Origin of the sequence: Aliihoeflea sp. (assembly GCF_052435475.1) — a bacterium.
Taxonomy (GTDB): Bacteria; Pseudomonadota; Alphaproteobacteria; order Rhizobiales; family Rhizobiaceae; genus Aliihoeflea.
In genome coordinates, this window is the sequence record NZ_JBQVMV010000020.1 from 26,134 (window position 1) to 42,521 (window position 16,388).

Consider the following 16,388-nt stretch of genomic DNA (forward strand, 5'->3'; position numbering starts at 1 on the left):
ATTCCCATGACATGGGCAGGAACGTCGGGTCGCCGTGTCGCGTTCGGTTGATGAAACCAGCCCGAAAGGAGAGTTTCATGACCGGTCTCAAGATCGAACACGACGCCTGGGTCATCGTCGCCGATGGCGAAAAGGCCCTGTTTCTGCGCAACGAGGGCGATGCGCTCTATCCCAATCTGCAGGTCTTCCGGCAGATGAACGACGACAACCCGCCGACCCGCGAGCAGGGCACCGACCGCCCGGGCCGCATGCCCGACGCGGGCCCCAACCACCGCTCTGCCGTTCAGGAGACGGACTGGCATCGCATCGAAAAGGAGCGGTTCGCGGCGGAGATTGCCGAACGTCTCTACAAGCTCGCCCATCGCCAGCAGTTCAAGAAGCTGATCGTCGTCGCCCCGCCGACGGTTCTGGGCGACATGCGCAAGGAATTCCACAAGGAAGTGTCGGACCGCATCATCGCCGAAGTGCCCAAGACGCTGACCAACCATCCGGTCGACGAAATCGAAAAGCACCTCGCGGCGGCCTGACCCGCCTCGCGAAAAAGCCCGCGGCACGTTCGTGTCGCGGGCTTTCTGTATCGTGGTGTCGGCGCTCGGGAAGTCCGTTCAGACGACCTGTTCGACCTGCTGCACTTCCGGCACGAAATGGCGAAGCAGGTTCTGGATGCCGTGCTTCAGCGTCGCCGTCGAAGAAGGGCAGCCGGCGCAGGCGCCTTTCATGTGAAGGAAGACGGTGCCGTTCTCGTAGCCGCGGAAGGTGATGTCGCCGCCGTCCTGCGCGACGGCAGGCCGCACGCGGGTGTCGAGCAGTTCCTTGATGGTGACGACGATTTCCTCGTCGGCCGCATCGTAGAATTCCTCGCCCTCGGCCGCCTCGTCGGCGCGCGCCTGCGAGCCCGTCGCCATGACCGGCTGGCCGGACATGAAGTGCTCCATGATCGTGCCGAGGATGGCGGGCTTCAGATGCTGCCAGTCGGCGCCGTCCTTGGAGACGGTGATGAAGTCGTAGCCGAAGAAGACGCCGGTAACTCCCGGCACCTCGAACAGCCGGCCGGCAAGCGGCGAAGCCTCGGCGGCGCTGCCCGCATCGCGGAAATCGGCGGTGCCCTCTTCGAGCACGACCTTGCCCGGCAGGAATTTCAGGGTCGCCGGATTGGGTGTGGCTTCCGTCTGGATGAACATGACCGGGTCTCCGCTATCGCATAATTCTGGAATTATTCTAAAAATAGAGGTTCACACAGGCGATTGCAACATCGTCTGCGCTGGCAAATTTTGCGGCGCAGGGTAGCGCATTTTCGGGCCAGAGCGTGCCGAAAATGATGGCTCTGGAGAACCGGAGCGGAGCGTACATCAGTACGTGAGCACCGGAAGCGCACAGAGCCGCCATTTGCAGGCCGCTCTGGTGCGAAAATCAAGCTATGGCCTCGATGTCTTCATCGGAGAGTGAACTCGGGACGACCGTGACGGGGATCGGGAAGGCCGCGCCCTTGCCGGCGATCGAGGCGACCAGCGGGCCCGGCCCCTCCTTCGCGTTGGAGGCGGCCAGTACGAGAATCGCGATATCCTGGTCTTCCTCGATCAATGCGTGGATTTCGTCGGCCGCCTTGCCTTCGCGGATGACGAGTTCGGGCTCAAGCCCGAGGTCTTGGCGCACCTTGTTCGCCTGCGTGTCGAGGGCCGAACTGGCGGTTGCCTGCGCTTCCTCGCGCATGATCTGCTCGACGCCGAGCCAGTGCTGGACTTCGCCGGGCTCGATGACGAACAGCAGCAGCAATGCCCCCCCGGTCGTCTGCGCGCGCCGCGCGGCATAGGCGATCGCCCGCTCGCATTCGGGCGTGTCGTCGACGATCGCCAGGAACTTGCGGCGGTGGCCGGCTTCGCGGCTGAGGCGTTTGGATACCATGTCGGCTCCCGGGTGTGAGTCGCGTGCAATCTGCCAGCCGGCCGCAGCACCGGCAAGCTGGATGCGTCAGCTATCGAGAAAGCCGATGATCTTGCGCACATCCTTCATCGTGGCCTCGGCGAGCGCACCGGCCCGTTCGCCGCCGTCGCGCAGCACACCGTCGACATAGGCGCGATCGTCCGAAATGCGGCGCATCTCGGCCGAGATCGGCGCCAGCTTCTCGACCGCGAGATCGGCGAGCGCTGGCTTGAAGGCCGAGAATTGCTGGCCGCCGAAATCGGCGATCACCGTCTCGCGCGTCGTTCCGGCGAGCGCGGCATAGATGCCGACGAGGTTTTCGGCTTCCGGCCGTCCCTTCAGTCCTTCCACCTCGCCCGGCAGCGCATCCGGGTCGGTCTTCGCCTTGCGGATCTTCTTCGAGATCGTGTCGGCATCGTCGGTCAGATTGATGCGCGAGAGGTCCGACGGGTCGGATTTCGACATCTTCTTGGTACCGTCGCGAAGGCTCATGACGCGCGTCGCCGGGCCCTCGATCAGCGGCTCGGTCAGCGGGAAAAAGCAGTTGACCTTCTCGTCGCCGCTCATCATCTCCACGCCGACGCCCAGATCGGCAATCCGCGCGGAAAAGTCGTTGTTGAACTTGGTCGCGATGTCGCGCGTCAGTTCCAGATGCTGCTTCTGGTCGTCGCCCACGGGCACATGCGTCGCGCGATAGACGAGAATGTCGGCCGCCATCAGGCTCGGATAGGCGAGGAGGCCGAGCGAGGCGTTCTCGCGGTCCTTGCCGGCCTTGTCCTTGAACTGCGTCATCCGGTTCATCCAGCCGATGCGCGCAACGCAGTTGAACACCCAGGCGAGTTCGGCATGCTGCATGACCCGGCTCTGATTGAAGACGATGTGCTTCTTCGGATCGATGCCCGAGGCGAGAAACGCCGCCGTGATCGAGCGCGTCTGCTCGGCAAGGTCGGCATGGACGAGCTGCGCCGTGATCGAGTGCATGTCGACCACGCAATAGATGCAGTCATGGCTGTCCTGCAGCGCGACGAATTTCGTCAGTGCGCCGAGATAGTTGCCGAGATGCAGATTGCCGGTCGGCTGAACGCCGGAAAAGACGAGAGGCTTGAAGTCGGTCATGGATTTTCCAAGGCTGGTGGAGGGCCGATCTGGCAGGAAAGAATTAGGGTGCATTGATATTCAGGTCTGCGCGAGCCGAAAATGGCAGATTTCGAGAACCGGAGCGGAATGTACATTTGGTACATGAGCACCGGAAGCGCAGAAAGCTGGCATTTGCAGGCCGCTCAGGCCTGAATATCAATGCACCCTGGGCGGGCTGATAGCCCGGCGTTACTTCGGGTTCAAGGTGTCGGGCTCGGGCGTCCTCGGCCCGCGCCATATCGCGCGCTTCACGGTCGCGATATCGGCGCCGCCGGTGGCGAAGGCGAGCGCGAAATAGAGCGCCCCGCCACCGCCGCATAGCGCGCCCAGCGCCAGAATTTGCTCGACGAGCGAAGACGAGGGCTGCAGCCAGGGCGACAGCCAGTCGGCGGCGAACCAGAGCGCGACGCCCATGAGAACCGCCGCCGCCACCAGACGCGGCAAGCGTTTCACCAGCGTCCGATCGGTGCCCCAATGGCCGCGTTTCACCAGCGTTCCCAAAAGCAGCGCCGCGTTGATCCAGGCCGAGACGGCCGAGGCCACGGCGATGCCCGGCGCGCCCATGCGCGGCAGGAGATAGAGCGCCAGCGAAATGTTGGTCACCACCGAGACCGCGGCAAAGATCATCGGCGTGCGCGTGTCCTCGCGAGCGAAGAAGCCCGGCCGGAACGCCTGGATCAGCACGTAGGCTGGCAGCCCCAGCCCGAAGATGGCGAGGATGGCGGCGACCATCGGCGTCGCGTTCATCTCGGCGAACTGCCCGCGCTCGTAAAGGACGCGGATGATCGGCTCGGCGATGACGAAGAGCGCAACCGCTGCCGGCAGCGTCAGGAACAGGGAGAACTCGACCGAGCGGTTCTGCAAATTCGCCGCCTCCCGGTCGTTGCCGGCCTTCAGCGCGCGCGCGAGCTCGGGCAGGAGAACGATCGCGACCGCGATGCCGACGACGCCAAGCGGCAATTGGTAGACCCGGTCGGCCATGGCAAGCGAGGCGACGGCCGAGGCCTGGGTCGATGCGATGGCCGTGCCGACCAGCGTGTTGATCTGCGTGATGCCGCCGGTGATCGCCGCCGGAAAGGCGAGCCAGAGCAGGCGCTTGACGTTGGGCGTCATGCGCGGCCGCTTGAAGCCGACCGAAATGCCGGCATGGCGCACCGCCGCCCAGACGATGGCGAGCTGCACGAGGCCCGACGCCAGCACGCCCCAGGCAAGCCCGTACCCGACCTCGCGCCCGTCATGACCCTGCCACCAGGCAAAGGCGAGCACCCCGATCAGGATGATGTTCAGAAAGACGGGCGCGATCGCCGCCGCGAAATAGCGGCGCAGCGAGTTCAGCATCCCCGCCATCATCGCCCCGAGCGACATGCACATCAGATAGGGGAACATGATCCAGGCGAGGTTCACCGTCAGGTCGAACTTTTCCGGATCGCCGGTGAAACCCGGCGCGATGATCGTCGAGACCAGGAGCGGCATCGAAAGCTGCATCAAGATCGTCAGCACGATCAGCGCCGAAAAGAGGACGCCGAAAACTTCCTCCGCAAAGCGCCGCGCGCCGTTCATGCCGTTCGCCTCGATCTCCTTGGCGAAGAGCGGCACGAAGGCGGCGTTGAACGCGCCCTCGGCAAAAAGCCGGCGAAACGTGTTCGGAAACTGGAAAGCGGCATAAAAGGCGTCGGCGATCGGCCCCGTCCCAAGCGCCGCCGCCATCAGCATCTCGCGCGTAAAGCCGAGCACCCGGCTCGCCATCGTTCCCGACGCGACAGTCGCGAATTTGCGCACGAGACTCATACGGGGAGTGCTTTCGGGGGGGAGAACGGAATGGGTCCCGGATAGGCAAGCGCCGCTGCGCGGCATTTGCCTTCCGGGATGACGCCGTCATCCAGCTTGGCGTCATCCCGGAAGCCTGTCCCTGCGCAGCGGGGACAGGCTATCAGGGACCCATGCCGTGACGTCGCAAGACCCCCGACACCCTTCCGTACCATCTCGACCCGCCCCACGCCCACTATTCGGCCGCCTGTTTCGGATGATCCGCTGTCTCGCCGCCGAGCGTCTCGATCAGCCGTTTGCGGATCGTCGCGAGCCGCGTCGGGTTCTCGATCTTCGCGCCGGTCAAATCGGTGACGTAGAACGTATCGATCACCTTCTCGCCGAAGGTGGTGATGTGCGCCGAGGCGATGTCGAGCGACAGATCCGAAATCGCACCTGTAATGCCCGACAGGAGGCCGGGCCGGTCGAGGCACTTCACCTCGATGACCGAGAAGCGATTGGACAAGGTGTTGCGCACGTCGGCGCGCGGCTCCAGCCGGAAGGTCTTCGACCCCCTCTTTGCCTTGGCTCGTTTCTCGATGATTTCCGGCAGCCAGCTCTTGCCCGACAAAACGTCCTCGATCAGCCCGCCGACGCGCTTTGCGCGGCGCAGCTCGTCCTCGTCGCGGTCGAATTCGCGTGAGATCAGGATCGTGTCGAGCGCGCGCCCGTCCGTCGTCGTGAAGATCTGCGCGTCGACGATATTCGCGCCCGCCGCCGCGCAGGCACCCGCGATCACGGACAGCAGGCGCGGATGATCGGGCGACAGGATGGTAATCTCCGTCACCGCCTCGAATTCATGCGTCTTCACCGCAGTCGCCAGCTTGCGCCCGTCAATGTCGATCTCGCGCAGGAAGGCGGCGTGGCGGAGCTGATCCTTCAGGTCGACCGTCAAGAGGTAGTTGTCATAGTGAAGCGCCACGTAGCGGCGCCCTTCCTCCGGCGACCAGTCGGTGAGCGCATCGGCCAATTGCCCGCGCGCGATCTCGGCCCGCTTGGCCCGTGAGACCTCGGAGAAGCCGCCGGTCAGCAAAAGCTCGGTCTCGTAGTAGAGCGTGCGCAGAAGCTGGCCCTTCCAGCCGTTCCACACGCCCGGCCCGACGCCGCGAATGTCGCAGACGGTCAGGATCAACAGCAGCTTCAGCCTTTCGACCGACTGCACCACGTCGCCGAAATCCTGGATGGTTTTGCGGTCGTTCAGATCGCGCGTCTGCGCCGTCATCGACATGACGAGGTGGTTCTCCACCAGCCAGGCGATCGTCTCGGTATCGGCGGCGGAAAAGCCCATATGCGGGCAGAGCCGCCGCGCAATGCGCGCGCCTGCCGTCGAATGGTCCTCCGGCCGGCCCTTGGCAATGTCGTGCAGCAGCACCGCGGCATAGAGCACTTCGCGCCGGCGCTTCAGGTCGGGGATGAGCGCGTGCGACAGCGGATGAATGTCCGCCCCGTCGCCGCGCTCGATCTCCGACAACACGCCGATGCAACGGATCAGATGCTCGTCGACCGTGTAGTGGTGGTACATGTTGAACTGCATCATCGCCACGATCTTGCGGAATTCGGGGATGAGCTTGCCGAGCACGCCGGCCTCGTTCATCCGGCGCAAATTCAGCTCCGGATTTCGGCTCGACGTCAGGATGTCCATGAAGAGGCGGTTCGCCTCCTCGTCGCGGCGCAAATTCCGGTCGATCAGCTTGAGCGAGCGCGTGACGAGCTTCAGCGCCTCGGGGTGATACTCCAGTCCGTGCCTGTCGGCGAGCCAGAACAGGCGGATCAGGTTCACCGGATCGCGCACGAACACGTCCGGGTCGATGACGTTGATGCGGTGGTTGTCGGTGACGAAATCGCTCGTTCCCGCAAGCTTTCGGCGCCGGCGCGAGAAGTTGAGGAAGATCCGGTTGAAGCCGGGAACGTGCTTGGCCTGTTCCTCTTCCAGCGCGGCGCAGAAGATGCGCGTCAGATCGCCCACCGTCTTCGCCATCAGGAAGTAGTGCTTCATGAAGCGCTCGACGGCCGAAAGCCCCGGATGGCTGGTGTAGCCGAGCCGCTCGGCGATCTCGCGCAGGATGTCGAAATGCAGCCGCTCCTCGGCCCGCCCGGTCAGGAAATGCATGTGGCAGCGCACGGCCCAGAGGAAATCCTCCGCCTTGCGGAATTCCAGATATTCGCGCCGCGTGAAGACGCCCTTGCCGACCAGTTCCTCGGCGGTGCGCACGCGGTAGAAATACTTGCCGATCCAGAACAGCGTGTGAAGGTCGCGCAAGCCGCCCTTGCCTTCCTTGACGTTGGGCTCGACGAGATAGCGCGTGTCGCCGCCCTTGGCGTGGCGCTCATCGCGTTCGGCAAGCTTGGCCTGCACATATTCGGCGCCGGTATCCTTGACGACCTCCTCGTCGAAGCGCTCCACCAGCCCGTCGAAAAGCGCCTCGTCGCCCCACACATACCGCGCCTCGAGGATCGAGGTCCTGATCGTCACGTCGGTGCGCGAAAGACGCATGCACTCGTCGGTGTTGCGCGTCGCGTGGCCGACCTTCAGGCCGAGATCCCAGAGCATGTAGAGAATGTATTCCGCCACCTTCTCGGCCCACGGCGTCTGCTTGGCCGGCAGCAGGAAGAGAAGGTCGATGTCCGATCCAGGCGCCAGCGTGCCGCGCCCGTAGCCGCCGACGGCGATCACCGCCATGCGCTCGGCCGCGTTCTTCGGGCGATGCACATGGGCGACCGCGAAATCGTAGAGGGCGCGGATGATCTCGTCCATGAGGTGCGACAGGCGCTCGGCGCAGGCGGTCCCGCCGCCATCCTCCATCAGCATCGCCTCGGCCGCCGCGCGCCCTTGCGCCATCCGGTCCTTGAAAAGCTGGACGACGTCCTTGCGCGCGCGCTCGACGCCGTCCGCCCCTACGAGCGCGGCCATGTCGCGGCGCAGTTTCGCGGCGTCGACGATCTCGTCCAGTCTCAGGGGAATCTTGGCCATCGGGCAGGCTCGTTCATTGTGCGGTGCACTTCTACCCCGTTTCGCGCGACCCCGCTACAGCCGCTTGCCCGCCCGCTCCTTCAGCCGGTAGAGCGCTTCCAGCGCCTCGCGCGGGGTCAAATCGTCGGGCCGGATCGCGGCCAGTTCCTCCGCCAGTCCGTCACTCGCCAACGGCTTCGGCTCGGCGCGCCTTGCAGCGACGGAAAACAGCGGCAGATCGTCGACGAGCTTGGCCGCCTTGCCGCTCGTCTCGCCTTCCTCGAGTTGTCCGAGCACCGCCCGCGCCCGCGCGACGACCGCATCCGGCAGGCCGGCGAGCTTTGCCACCTGAACGCCATAGGAGCGGTCCGCCGCGCCCTTGCCGACCTCGTGCAGGAAGACCACGTCGCCCTCCCACTCCTTCACCTTCATGGTGACGTTGGCGAGGCGCGCCAGCTTTCCCGACAGCGCCGTCATTTCGTGGAAGTGGGTGGCGAAGATCGCCCGGCAGCCGTTCTTCTCGTGCAGATACTCGACCGCCGCCCAGGCGATCGACAGGCCGTCGAAGGTCGAGGTGCCGCGCCCGATCTCGTCGAGGATCACCAGCGCCCGCTCGCCCGCCTGGTTGAGTATCGCCGCCGTCTCGACCATCTCGACCATAAAGGTCGAGCGCCCCCGCGCAAGATCGTCCGATGCACCGACACGGGAAAAGAGCCGGTCGACGACGCCGATATGCGCCTTTCGCGCCGGCACGAACGATCCCATCTGGGCCAGGATCGCGATCAGCGCGTTCTGGCGCAGGAAGGTCGATTTACCGCCCATGTTCGGCCCGGTCAGGAGCCAGATCGCGCCACGCTTCTCGCCATCGACGGGCGAAAGATCGCAGTCGTTCGCCACGAACGGATCGGCGATCTGCCGCCGCAGCGCCTGCTCGACCACCGGATGCCGCCCACCCTCGATCGCGAAGGCCAGGCCGTCATCGACCTGCGGTCGCGCATAATTCTCCTGCTCTGCCAGCACGGCGAGCGACGTCGCGACATCGAGCGCCGCCAGCGCGCCTGCGCCCTTGCGCAGCGCATCCGCGTGACCGACGATCTCTTCGAGCAGCCGGTCGAAGATTTCAAGCTCGATCTGCAGCGCCCGGTCGGCGGCATTGGCGATCTTGGTTTCGAGTTCGGCGAGCTCGGTCGTCGTGAACCGCATCGCGTTCGCCATCGTCTGGCGATGGATGAAGCGCGCCTTGGCCGCATCGCCCTCGGTCAGCGCGCCGCTGTTTTGCGCCGTCACCTCGATATAGTAGCCGAGCACGTTGTTGTGGCGGATTTTCAGCGCACGAATGCCGGTCTCCTCGACCAGATCGCGCTCCATGCCGGCGATCACCCGGCGCGTGTCGTCGCGCAAGCCCCGCATCTGGTCGAGTTCGCCGTCATAGGCCATGGCGACAAAACCGCCGTCGCGCTTCAAAAGCGGCAGCTCCTCGGAAAGCGCCGCGCCAAGATGCGAGGCGAGCGACAGCGGCAGCGAGGAGAGCGCCTCGCAGGCCTCCACCAGTTCAGCCGGCAGCATCGCCGATTGCAGCAGCTCCGCCGCCTGCCGCGCGGCGTCCAGCCCGGCGCGCAGCGCGCCCATGTCGCGCGGTCCGCCCCGGTTGAGCGCAAGGCGCGAGAGCGCGCGCGGCATGTCCGGCACGCCTTTCAGCACCGTCCGCAAACCTTCGCAAAGTCGCGGCTCGGCAATCAGGAACGAAATTCCGTCGAGCCGGGCGTTGATCGCCGCCGGATCGGTCAGCGGCGACATCAGCCGGTCCGCGAGGAGCCGCGCGCCGCCGCCCGTCACCGTCCGGTCGATCGCCTTCAGGAGCGAGCCCTCGCGGCTACCGGACAGCGTCTTCAGGAGTTCGAGATTCGCCCGCGTCGCCGCGTCGATGAAGAGGCTCGTCCCTTCTTCCTCGCGCTCGGGAAAGCCGAGCGGCGGGCGCTCGGAAATCTGCGTCTTCTCCACATAGGCGATCGCGCCTGCGATGGCCGAGAGTTCGGCTCGGCTGAACTCGCCGAAACTGTCCGGCGTCGCGACCTCGTAGAAGCGCGCGATGCGCCCCGTCGCGGCGGACGAATCGAACAGGATCGCCGGCTGCGGATTGGCGAGCCGTCCGATGACGTCGAAGGTCGGGCGCAGTTCGGGCTCGTGGAAAACCGCGTCGGCGAGGATAAGTTCGCGCGGATCGACCCGCAGGATGTCGGTCAAAAGCCGTTCGGCATTCGTGCGGCAGACGCGGAACGAACCGGTCGAAATGTCGATCCAGGCCAGCGCCAGCTCATCGACACCTTTGGTGCGTCCCAGCGCCATCAGATAGCTCGCCTCGCTCGGCGCGAGCAGCTTTTCCTCGGTGATCGTGCCGGGCGTGACGAGCCGCACCACGTCGCGCTTCACCACCGATTTCGAGCCGCGCTTCTTCGCCTCGGCCGGGTCCTCGACCTGCTCGCAAACCGCGACGCGGTAGCCCTGTCCGATCAGCTTCTGCAGATAGTCGTCGGCGGCATGCACCGGCACGCCGCACATCGGAATGTCCTCGCCCTGATGCTTGCCGCGCTTGGTCAGCGTGATGCCGAGCGCCCGCGCGGCGATCTCCGCATCGTGGAAGAACAATTCGTAGAAATCGCCCATCCGATAGAACAGGAGCGCATCCGGGTTCGCCGCCTTGATCTCGATGAACTGCTCGATCATCGGCGTCCCACCGCCGGCCTGCGGCACCTGGCTCAACACGGCCGAGCCCCCGCGAGGCAGCAGAACACGCGCGGCAATGACGAGACTGATCTCCCCCCTTGCGGGGGAGATGTCCGGCAGGACAGAGGGGGGCGCGACGGGGCGCCGCCTGGCGTGATTAGCATTGCTTGTCCGTGCCCGCTCTTTTTCCGTTTCATCCTGCTTGGCGCTTTACGCTTGCGGAGTGTAGCCTTAATCCGAAACGCTCCACAAAAAGACGCGCCCGGGGGGAAATTCCGCATCATGCCCAAGAACCAGAAATCCGAGTCCGGTCCCTCCGTCAGCCCGCAGGAAGCGCTCGACTTCCATGCGCAGGGCCGGCCCGGCAAGCTGGAGATCAATCCGACCAAGCCGATGGCGACGCAGCGCGACCTGTCGCTCGCCTATTCGCCGGGCGTCGCGGTGCCGGTCAAGGCCATCGCCGAGGACCCCTCCCGCGCCTTCGACTATACGACGCGCGGCAACATGGTCGCCGTCATCTCCAACGGCACCGCCATCCTCGGCCTCGGCAATCTGGGCGCGCTCGCCTCCAAGCCGGTCATGGAAGGCAAGGCCGTCCTCTTCAAGCGCTTCGCCGATGTCGATTCCATCGACCTCGAGGTCGACACCGAGGACGCCGACGCCTTCATCAACTGCGTCAAGCTCCTCGGCCCCTCCTTCGGCGGCATCAACCTGGAAGACATCAAGGCGCCGGAATGCTTCATCATCGAACAGCGCCTGCGCGAACTGATGGACATTCCCGTCTTCCATGACGATCAGCACGGCACCGCCATCATCGCCGTCGCCGGCCTCATCAACGCGCTGCATCTGACCGGCCGCGACATGGCTAACACCAGGCTGGTCTGCAACGGTGCGGGCGCAGCCGGCATTGCCTGCATCGAGCTCGTCAAGTCGATGGGCTTCGCGCCGCAGAACGTCATCCTGTGCGACACCAAGGGTGTCGTCTACCAGGGGCGCGAGGAGGGCATGAACCAATGGAAGTCGGCCCATGCGGTCAAGACCGACGCCCGCTCGCTCGCCCAGGCGCTCGATGGCGCCGACGTCTTTTTCGGCCTTTCGGCCAAGGGCGCGCTGACGCCGGCCATGGTCCAGTCGATGGCGAAGAACCCGATCATCTTCGCGATGGCCAATCCCGATCCGGAGATCACGCCGGAGGAGGTCGCCGAAATTCGCACCGACGCGATCATGGCGACCGGGCGGTCGGACTATCCGAACCAGGTCAACAACGTCCTCGGCTTCCCCTATATTTTCCGGGGTGCATTGGATGTCCGCGCGACCACCATCAATGACGACATGAAGGTCGCAGCCGCGCAGGCGCTCGCCGACCTCGCCCGCCAGGACGTACCCGACGACGTCGCCGCCGCCTATCAGGGCATGCGGCCGAAATTCGGCCCGAACTACATCATCCCGGTGCCGTTCGACCCACGCCTGATCTCGGCCATCCCCGCCGCCGTCGCCCGCGCGGCGATGGATTCGGGCGTCGCCCGCAAGCCGATCCTCAACCTCGAAAAATACCAGCAGGAGCTTTCCGCCCGGCGCGACCCCATTGCCTCGACGCTTCAGCGCATCTACGACCGCGTGCGCCGCCAGCCCAAGCGCATCGTCTTCGCCGAGGGCGAGGAGGAGCAGGTCATGCGCGCCGCCGTCTCCTACGCCAACCAGAAGCTCGGCACCGCGATCCTGCTTGGCCGCGAGGAGCGGATGCAGGAGACCGCGCGCAATGCCGGCGTCGATCTGAACCGGCCCGGCATCGAGATCATCAATGCGCGCCTGTCGCGCCGCAACGGCATCTACGCCGATTATCTCTACGAGCGCCTGCAGCGGAAGGGCTACCTCTTCCGCGACGCGCAGCGCATGATCAACAACGACCGCAACCATTTCGCCGCCGCCATGGTCGCGCTGGGCGATGCCGACGGCATGGTGACGGGCGTCACGCGCAACTATTCCACCGTGCTCGACGACGTCAAGAAGACCATGGATGCGCGGCCGGGCCACCGGGTCATCGGCGTCTCCATCGCCCTTTGCCGCGGCCGCACCGTCATCGTCGCCGACACCGCCGTCCACGACATGCCGAACGCCATCGAGCTTGCCGACATCGCCGAGGAAGCGGCCGGTTTCGCGCGGCGCATGGGCTATGAGCCGCGCGTCGCCATGCTGGCCTACTCCACCTTCGGCCATCCGCCCGGCGAGCGCTCGGAGCGCGTCCAGGAGGCGGTCAAGATCCTCGACAAGCGCCGCGTTGATTTTGAATATGACGGCGAGATGGCCGCAGACGTGGCGCTCAATCCCAAGCTAATGGCGCAGTATCCGTTCTGCCGCCTGTCGGGCCCGGCCAACGTTCTCGTCATGCCGGCCTTCCACTCCGCCTCCATCTCCACCAAGATGCTGCAGGAGCTGGGCGGCTGCACCGTCATCGGACCGTTGCTTGTCGGGCTTAACAAGCCGGTCCAGATCGTCTCGCTCAACGCCAAGGATTCCGACATCGTCAACATGGCGGCCATCGCCGCCTATTCGTCGCAAAGTTGACTGCGTCGCGGAACATGGCGGACGGGCGTGCATTGTCGTTTGCTAATTCACGCCGCCGACCGGGAGACCCGCCTTGTTCGTGATCTTCGCCGCGCTGACGCTCTTCCTCGTCGTGGCGAGCGTCCTGCCGTTTTTCCCCTTCTCGCACGGCATCGTGCGGGTCGGGGATTTTCCGCGCCAGCAATTCCTGGCGCTGGCGGCAGCGCTGCTTCTCGCCTCGGTCTTCGTAGGCGGCGACGAGACGGGCTGGCGCGTCATCCAGATGGCGCTCGCCGCCGTCGTCGCGATCCAGGCGCCGCACATCCTCCGCTTCACCCCCCTCTGGCGCAGGCAGACGGCCGACGCGCAATCCTCGGACGAGGGCGAGCGCGTTCGCTTGGTCTCCTCCAACGTCAAGATGTCGAACACGCATTATCGCGAACTCTCCGACGAGATCGCGTCGGTCGATCCGGACATCCTCGTCCTGATGGAGGTCGATGACAATTGGCGCGCGGGCGTCGCCGATCTCCTCGCCCGCTACGACCATGTCGCGGACGCCGCCCGAGACAATTCCTACGGCATGATCGTCGCCTCGAAATTCCCGTTCGAAAGCCACGAGATCGACGAACTCCTGACCGAAGGCGTGCCGTCCGTCATCGCGACGATCCGCACGCCGAAGGGCAATCGCTTTCGGGCCTATTTCATCCATCCCGAGCCGCCGGTTCCCCATCGCGGCACCGAGGGGCGTGATGGCGAGACGGCGCTGGTCGCGCTCAAGGTCAAGGACGAGAAGCTGCCGGTGATGGTGACCGGCGATCTCAACGACGTCGCCTGGTCGGTGACGACCGAGCGCTTCCGCAAGATCTCGGGCCTCCTCGACCCGCGCATCGGACGGCGCATCTTCTCCACCTTCGACGCCCGCTTCCCGCTCCTTCGCTGGCCGCTCGACCATCTGTTCCACTCGGCCGAATTCCGGCTGATCGACATGAAGCGGCTGAAGCCCTGCGGCTCGGACCATTTTCCAGTCTGTTTCGAACTTCTCTTCTGCCGCTCGGAAAAGGCCGAATCGGAGCCGGACGCGGCCGATGGCGACGACATCGCCGAGGCGCGCGAAGTGGTCGAGGAAGCGCGTGCGCGCGACGAGGAGGCGATCGGCACGGATTGGGAAAAGTGACCGGCGGCCCGTTCGCGCCGGCAAGGCGCGTCAGGCCAGTCCGCGTTCTGTGGCGGCCTGCTTCAGGCTCAGCATCGGCCGCGGCCCGATCTGCTGGATGACGAGCCCCGCTGCGAGCGAGCCGAGCTTGCCGCAATCGGCAAGCGAACGCCCCGTCGTGTAGCCGTGCAGGAAACCGGCGGCATAGAGATCGCCGGCGCCCGTCGTGTCCACCAGTTCGGCGATCTCGATCGCCTCGACCATCTCCCGCTCGCCGCCGCGCAGCACCACCGAGCCCTTTTCCGACCGGGTGACGATGGCAAGCTTGCAATCCTGCGCGATGGCCTCGAGCCCCGCCTCGAAGGACGATGTCTGATAGAGCGATTTCAGTTCGCTCTCGTTCGAAAAGACGATGTCGACCGTGCCCGAGCGCATCAGGTCGAGGAACTCGTCGCGGTAGCGGTCGACGCAGAAGGAATCCGACAGCGTCATCGCGACCTCGCGGCCCGCCTTGTGCGCGTGCTCGGCGGTCAGGCGGATTGCCTCCTTGGCGCGCGGCGGGTCCCACAGATAGCCTTCGAAATAGGTGACCTTGGCGCCCGCCGCCTTGTCGGCCTCGACGTCTTCAGGCCCAAGCTCGACGCAGGCGCCCAGATAGGTGTTCATCGAGCGCTCGCCATCCGGCGTCACGAAGATCATCGACCGCGCGGTCGGCGGCGTGCCGGCCAGCGGCGCGGTGTCGAAGGCAACGCCCTGCGCACGAATGTCGTGTGTGTAGATCGTGCCGAGATGATCGGCCGAAACCTTGCCGAAAAAGGCCGCGCGCCCGCCGAAGCTGGCGATGCCCGCCGCCGTGTTGCCGGCGCTGCCGCCTGACGCCTCGATGGCCGGCCCCATGCGCGCATAAAGATGCTCGGCGCGCTCGGCGTCGATCAGGTTCATCGCGCCTTTGATGATCTCGTTGTCGCGCAGGAAGGCGTCGTCGCAGCGGGCAATGATGTCAACGATCGCGTTGCCGATGCAAAGCACGTCATACTGCGTCATCGAGGTCTCCGGTCGCTCGTCATGTCGGGGGAACGGGCTCCGTTTAGCGGCATCGCCGCCAAAGTGCAAACGCCTTGCCGCCTTGCCGCCGGCCCGTCCGCCACCTACTTGGCGGATAACAGCATAGGGGCGCCGCCATCATGATCTTCACCGCCGCGCGGCGCGCCGCCGCAAATCTGACCGAGCCGGAATTCCGCTCGACCTTCTGGAAATCGATCGGCCTCACGGTCCTGTTCCTGATCGGGCTCTGGTTCGCCCTGCGCTACCTGTTCGAATGGCTGTTCTGGCCGTGGCTGGTGATGATGGCGCCGGACCTGCCGGGCTGGGCCGACGCCTGGGCGTCGTGGTTCGGCATATTCGCAGGGGTTGCCGCCGGCATCGGGCTTGCGGCCGGCTTGGCCCTGCTGATCGCCCCTATCACGGCGATCATCGCCGGCATGTTCCTCGACGATGTCGCCGAGATCGTCGAGACCCGCGACTATCCGCAGGACCGGCCCGGAACCGCCGTACCGCTGGTGCGCGCGGCCGTCCTGTCGCTGAAATTCTTCGGCATCGTCATCCTCGGCAACCTTTTGGCGCTGATGCTGCTCCTGGTGCCGGGCGTCAACCTGATCGCCTTCTTCGCCGTCAACGGCTATCTGCTCGGCCGCGAATTCTTCGAATTCGCCGCCATGCGGTTCCGCTCCGAGGAAGACGCAAAAGCCCTCCGCCGCCGCCATTCCGGCACAGTGCTGATGGCCGGCCTCGTGATCGCCGCCTTCTTGGCGATCCCGGTCGTGAACCTGGCGACGCCGCTCTTCGCCGCGGCACTGATGATCCATCTGCACAAGGCAGTTTCGGTGAGGGAGCAGATGTAGCTTTTCGCGAAGGGGGGAACCAGGCTCCAGGCCTGAACGTCGAGCGCTACGTGGATGCCCTCCCTCCCCCTTGTGGGGATCGTTGCAAAATCGGTGTAGCGAGCATTTTGATGCTGCACGAAGGCGTTTTGTCTGCGGTTTTCGCAGCTTGGCCCGACCCGGTTGGCCTGTGGCCTGGGGCGCGGCGCCCTGCTTTTGGCGCTTCGGCGCCCTCAGGCGAGCTTGAGCGCGCGCTTCATGTTGTAGGCGGTGG

Annotated in this window: 11 protein-coding genes; 4 read left to right on the top strand and 7 right to left on the bottom strand. The window is 65.4% G+C overall.

The window, feature by feature from the left end; genetic code table 11:
- Positions 1-77 precede the first annotated feature (77 nt).
- A complete protein-coding gene (locus ACT6QU_RS17460; RefSeq protein WP_444565534.1) occupies positions 78-527 on the top strand; it encodes a baeRF12 domain-containing protein in 450 nt (149 codons plus the stop codon).
- Between the two features lie 78 nt (positions 528-605).
- Here the strand turns inward: ACT6QU_RS17460 and ACT6QU_RS17465 are convergent, their stop codons facing one another.
- The 6 genes from ACT6QU_RS17465 to mutS all read right to left on the bottom strand — a co-directional run bounded on the left by ACT6QU_RS17465 (position 606) and on the right by mutS (position 10,537).
- A complete protein-coding gene (locus ACT6QU_RS17465) occupies positions 606-1,181 on the bottom strand; it encodes a NifU family protein (protein WP_444565535.1) in 576 nt (191 codons plus the stop codon).
- A 229-nt stretch (positions 1,182-1,410) separates the two neighbouring features.
- Complete coding sequence (locus tag ACT6QU_RS17470) at positions 1,411-1,902, bottom strand: universal stress protein (RefSeq protein ID WP_444565536.1); 492 nt, start codon at positions 1,900-1,902, stop codon at positions 1,411-1,413.
- Positions 1,903-1,968: 66 nt separating this feature from the next.
- Entirely contained in the window at positions 1,969-3,036 is a 1,068-nt protein-coding gene (gene trpS / locus ACT6QU_RS17475) for a tryptophan--tRNA ligase (protein WP_444565537.1), read from the bottom strand.
- Between the two features lie 210 nt (positions 3,037-3,246).
- Complete coding sequence (gene murJ, locus ACT6QU_RS17480; protein WP_444565538.1) at positions 3,247-4,845, bottom strand: murein biosynthesis integral membrane protein MurJ; 1,599 nt, start codon at positions 4,843-4,845, stop codon at positions 3,247-3,249.
- Between the two features lie 214 nt (positions 4,846-5,059).
- Entirely contained in the window at positions 5,060-7,834 is a 2,775-nt protein-coding gene (locus ACT6QU_RS17485; RefSeq protein ID WP_444565539.1) for a [protein-PII] uridylyltransferase, read from the bottom strand.
- Between the two features lie 54 nt (positions 7,835-7,888).
- Positions 7,889-10,537, bottom strand: a complete 2,649-nt coding sequence (gene mutS, locus ACT6QU_RS17490) for a DNA mismatch repair protein MutS (RefSeq protein WP_444565543.1) — start codon at positions 10,535-10,537, stop codon at positions 7,889-7,891.
- 282 nt (positions 10,538-10,819) lie between these two features.
- Here mutS and ACT6QU_RS17495 point away from each other — a divergent pair, with 282 nt between their 5' ends.
- The gene (locus tag ACT6QU_RS17495; RefSeq protein WP_444565540.1) at positions 10,820-13,102 is read left to right on the top strand and encodes an NADP-dependent malic enzyme; all 2,283 of its coding nucleotides are present in this window, start codon (positions 10,820-10,822) and stop codon (positions 13,100-13,102) included.
- A gap of 79 nt (positions 13,103-13,181) precedes the next feature.
- Positions 13,182-14,255 (top strand): endonuclease/exonuclease/phosphatase family protein, encoded by a 1,074-nt coding sequence (locus ACT6QU_RS17500; RefSeq protein WP_444565544.1) that lies wholly within the window; start codon positions 13,182-13,184, stop codon positions 14,253-14,255.
- 30 nt (positions 14,256-14,285) lie between these two features.
- On the opposite strand, the gene ACT6QU_RS17505 is transcribed toward ACT6QU_RS17500, so the two are convergent.
- Positions 14,286-15,278 (bottom strand): adenosine kinase, encoded by a 993-nt coding sequence (locus ACT6QU_RS17505; RefSeq protein ID WP_444565541.1) that lies wholly within the window; start codon positions 15,276-15,278, stop codon positions 14,286-14,288.
- A gap of 140 nt (positions 15,279-15,418) precedes the next feature.
- Between ACT6QU_RS17505 and ACT6QU_RS17510 the strand changes: the two genes are divergently transcribed.
- Positions 15,419-16,135 carry a sulfate transporter family protein gene (locus ACT6QU_RS17510; RefSeq protein ID WP_444565542.1) on the top strand — a complete coding sequence of 239 codons (717 nt, stop codon included), beginning with the start codon at positions 15,419-15,421 and terminating at the stop codon, positions 16,133-16,135.
- The last annotated feature ends 253 nt before the right edge of the window (positions 16,136-16,388 follow it).

Excerpts from the sequence above, each read along its gene's own strand:
- ACT6QU_RS17460 (WP_444565534.1), top strand. The coding sequence starts at position 78 with ATGACCGGTCTCAAGATCGAACACGACGCCTGGGTCATCGTCGCCGAT.
- ACT6QU_RS17465 (WP_444565535.1), bottom strand. The coding sequence starts at position 1,181 with ATGTTCATCCAGACGGAAGCCACACCCAATCCGGCGACCCTGAAATTC.
- ACT6QU_RS17470 (WP_444565536.1), bottom strand. The coding sequence starts at position 1,902 with ATGGTATCCAAACGCCTCAGCCGCGAAGCCGGCCACCGCCGCAAGTTC.
- trpS (WP_444565537.1), bottom strand. The coding sequence starts at position 3,036 with ATGACCGACTTCAAGCCTCTCGTCTTTTCCGGCGTTCAGCCGACCGGC.
- murJ (WP_444565538.1), bottom strand. The coding sequence starts at position 4,845 with ATGAGTCTCGTGCGCAAATTCGCGACTGTCGCGTCGGGAACGATGGCG.
- ACT6QU_RS17485 (WP_444565539.1), bottom strand. The coding sequence starts at position 7,834 with ATGGCCAAGATTCCCCTGAGACTGGACGAGATCGTCGACGCCGCGAAA.
- mutS (WP_444565543.1), bottom strand. The coding sequence starts at position 10,537 with ATGATCGAGCAGTTCATCGAGATCAAGGCGGCGAACCCGGATGCGCTC.
- ACT6QU_RS17495 (WP_444565540.1), top strand. The coding sequence starts at position 10,820 with ATGCCCAAGAACCAGAAATCCGAGTCCGGTCCCTCCGTCAGCCCGCAG.
- ACT6QU_RS17505 (WP_444565541.1), bottom strand. The coding sequence starts at position 15,278 with ATGACGCAGTATGACGTGCTTTGCATCGGCAACGCGATCGTTGACATC.
- ACT6QU_RS17510 (WP_444565542.1), top strand. The coding sequence starts at position 15,419 with ATGATCTTCACCGCCGCGCGGCGCGCCGCCGCAAATCTGACCGAGCCG.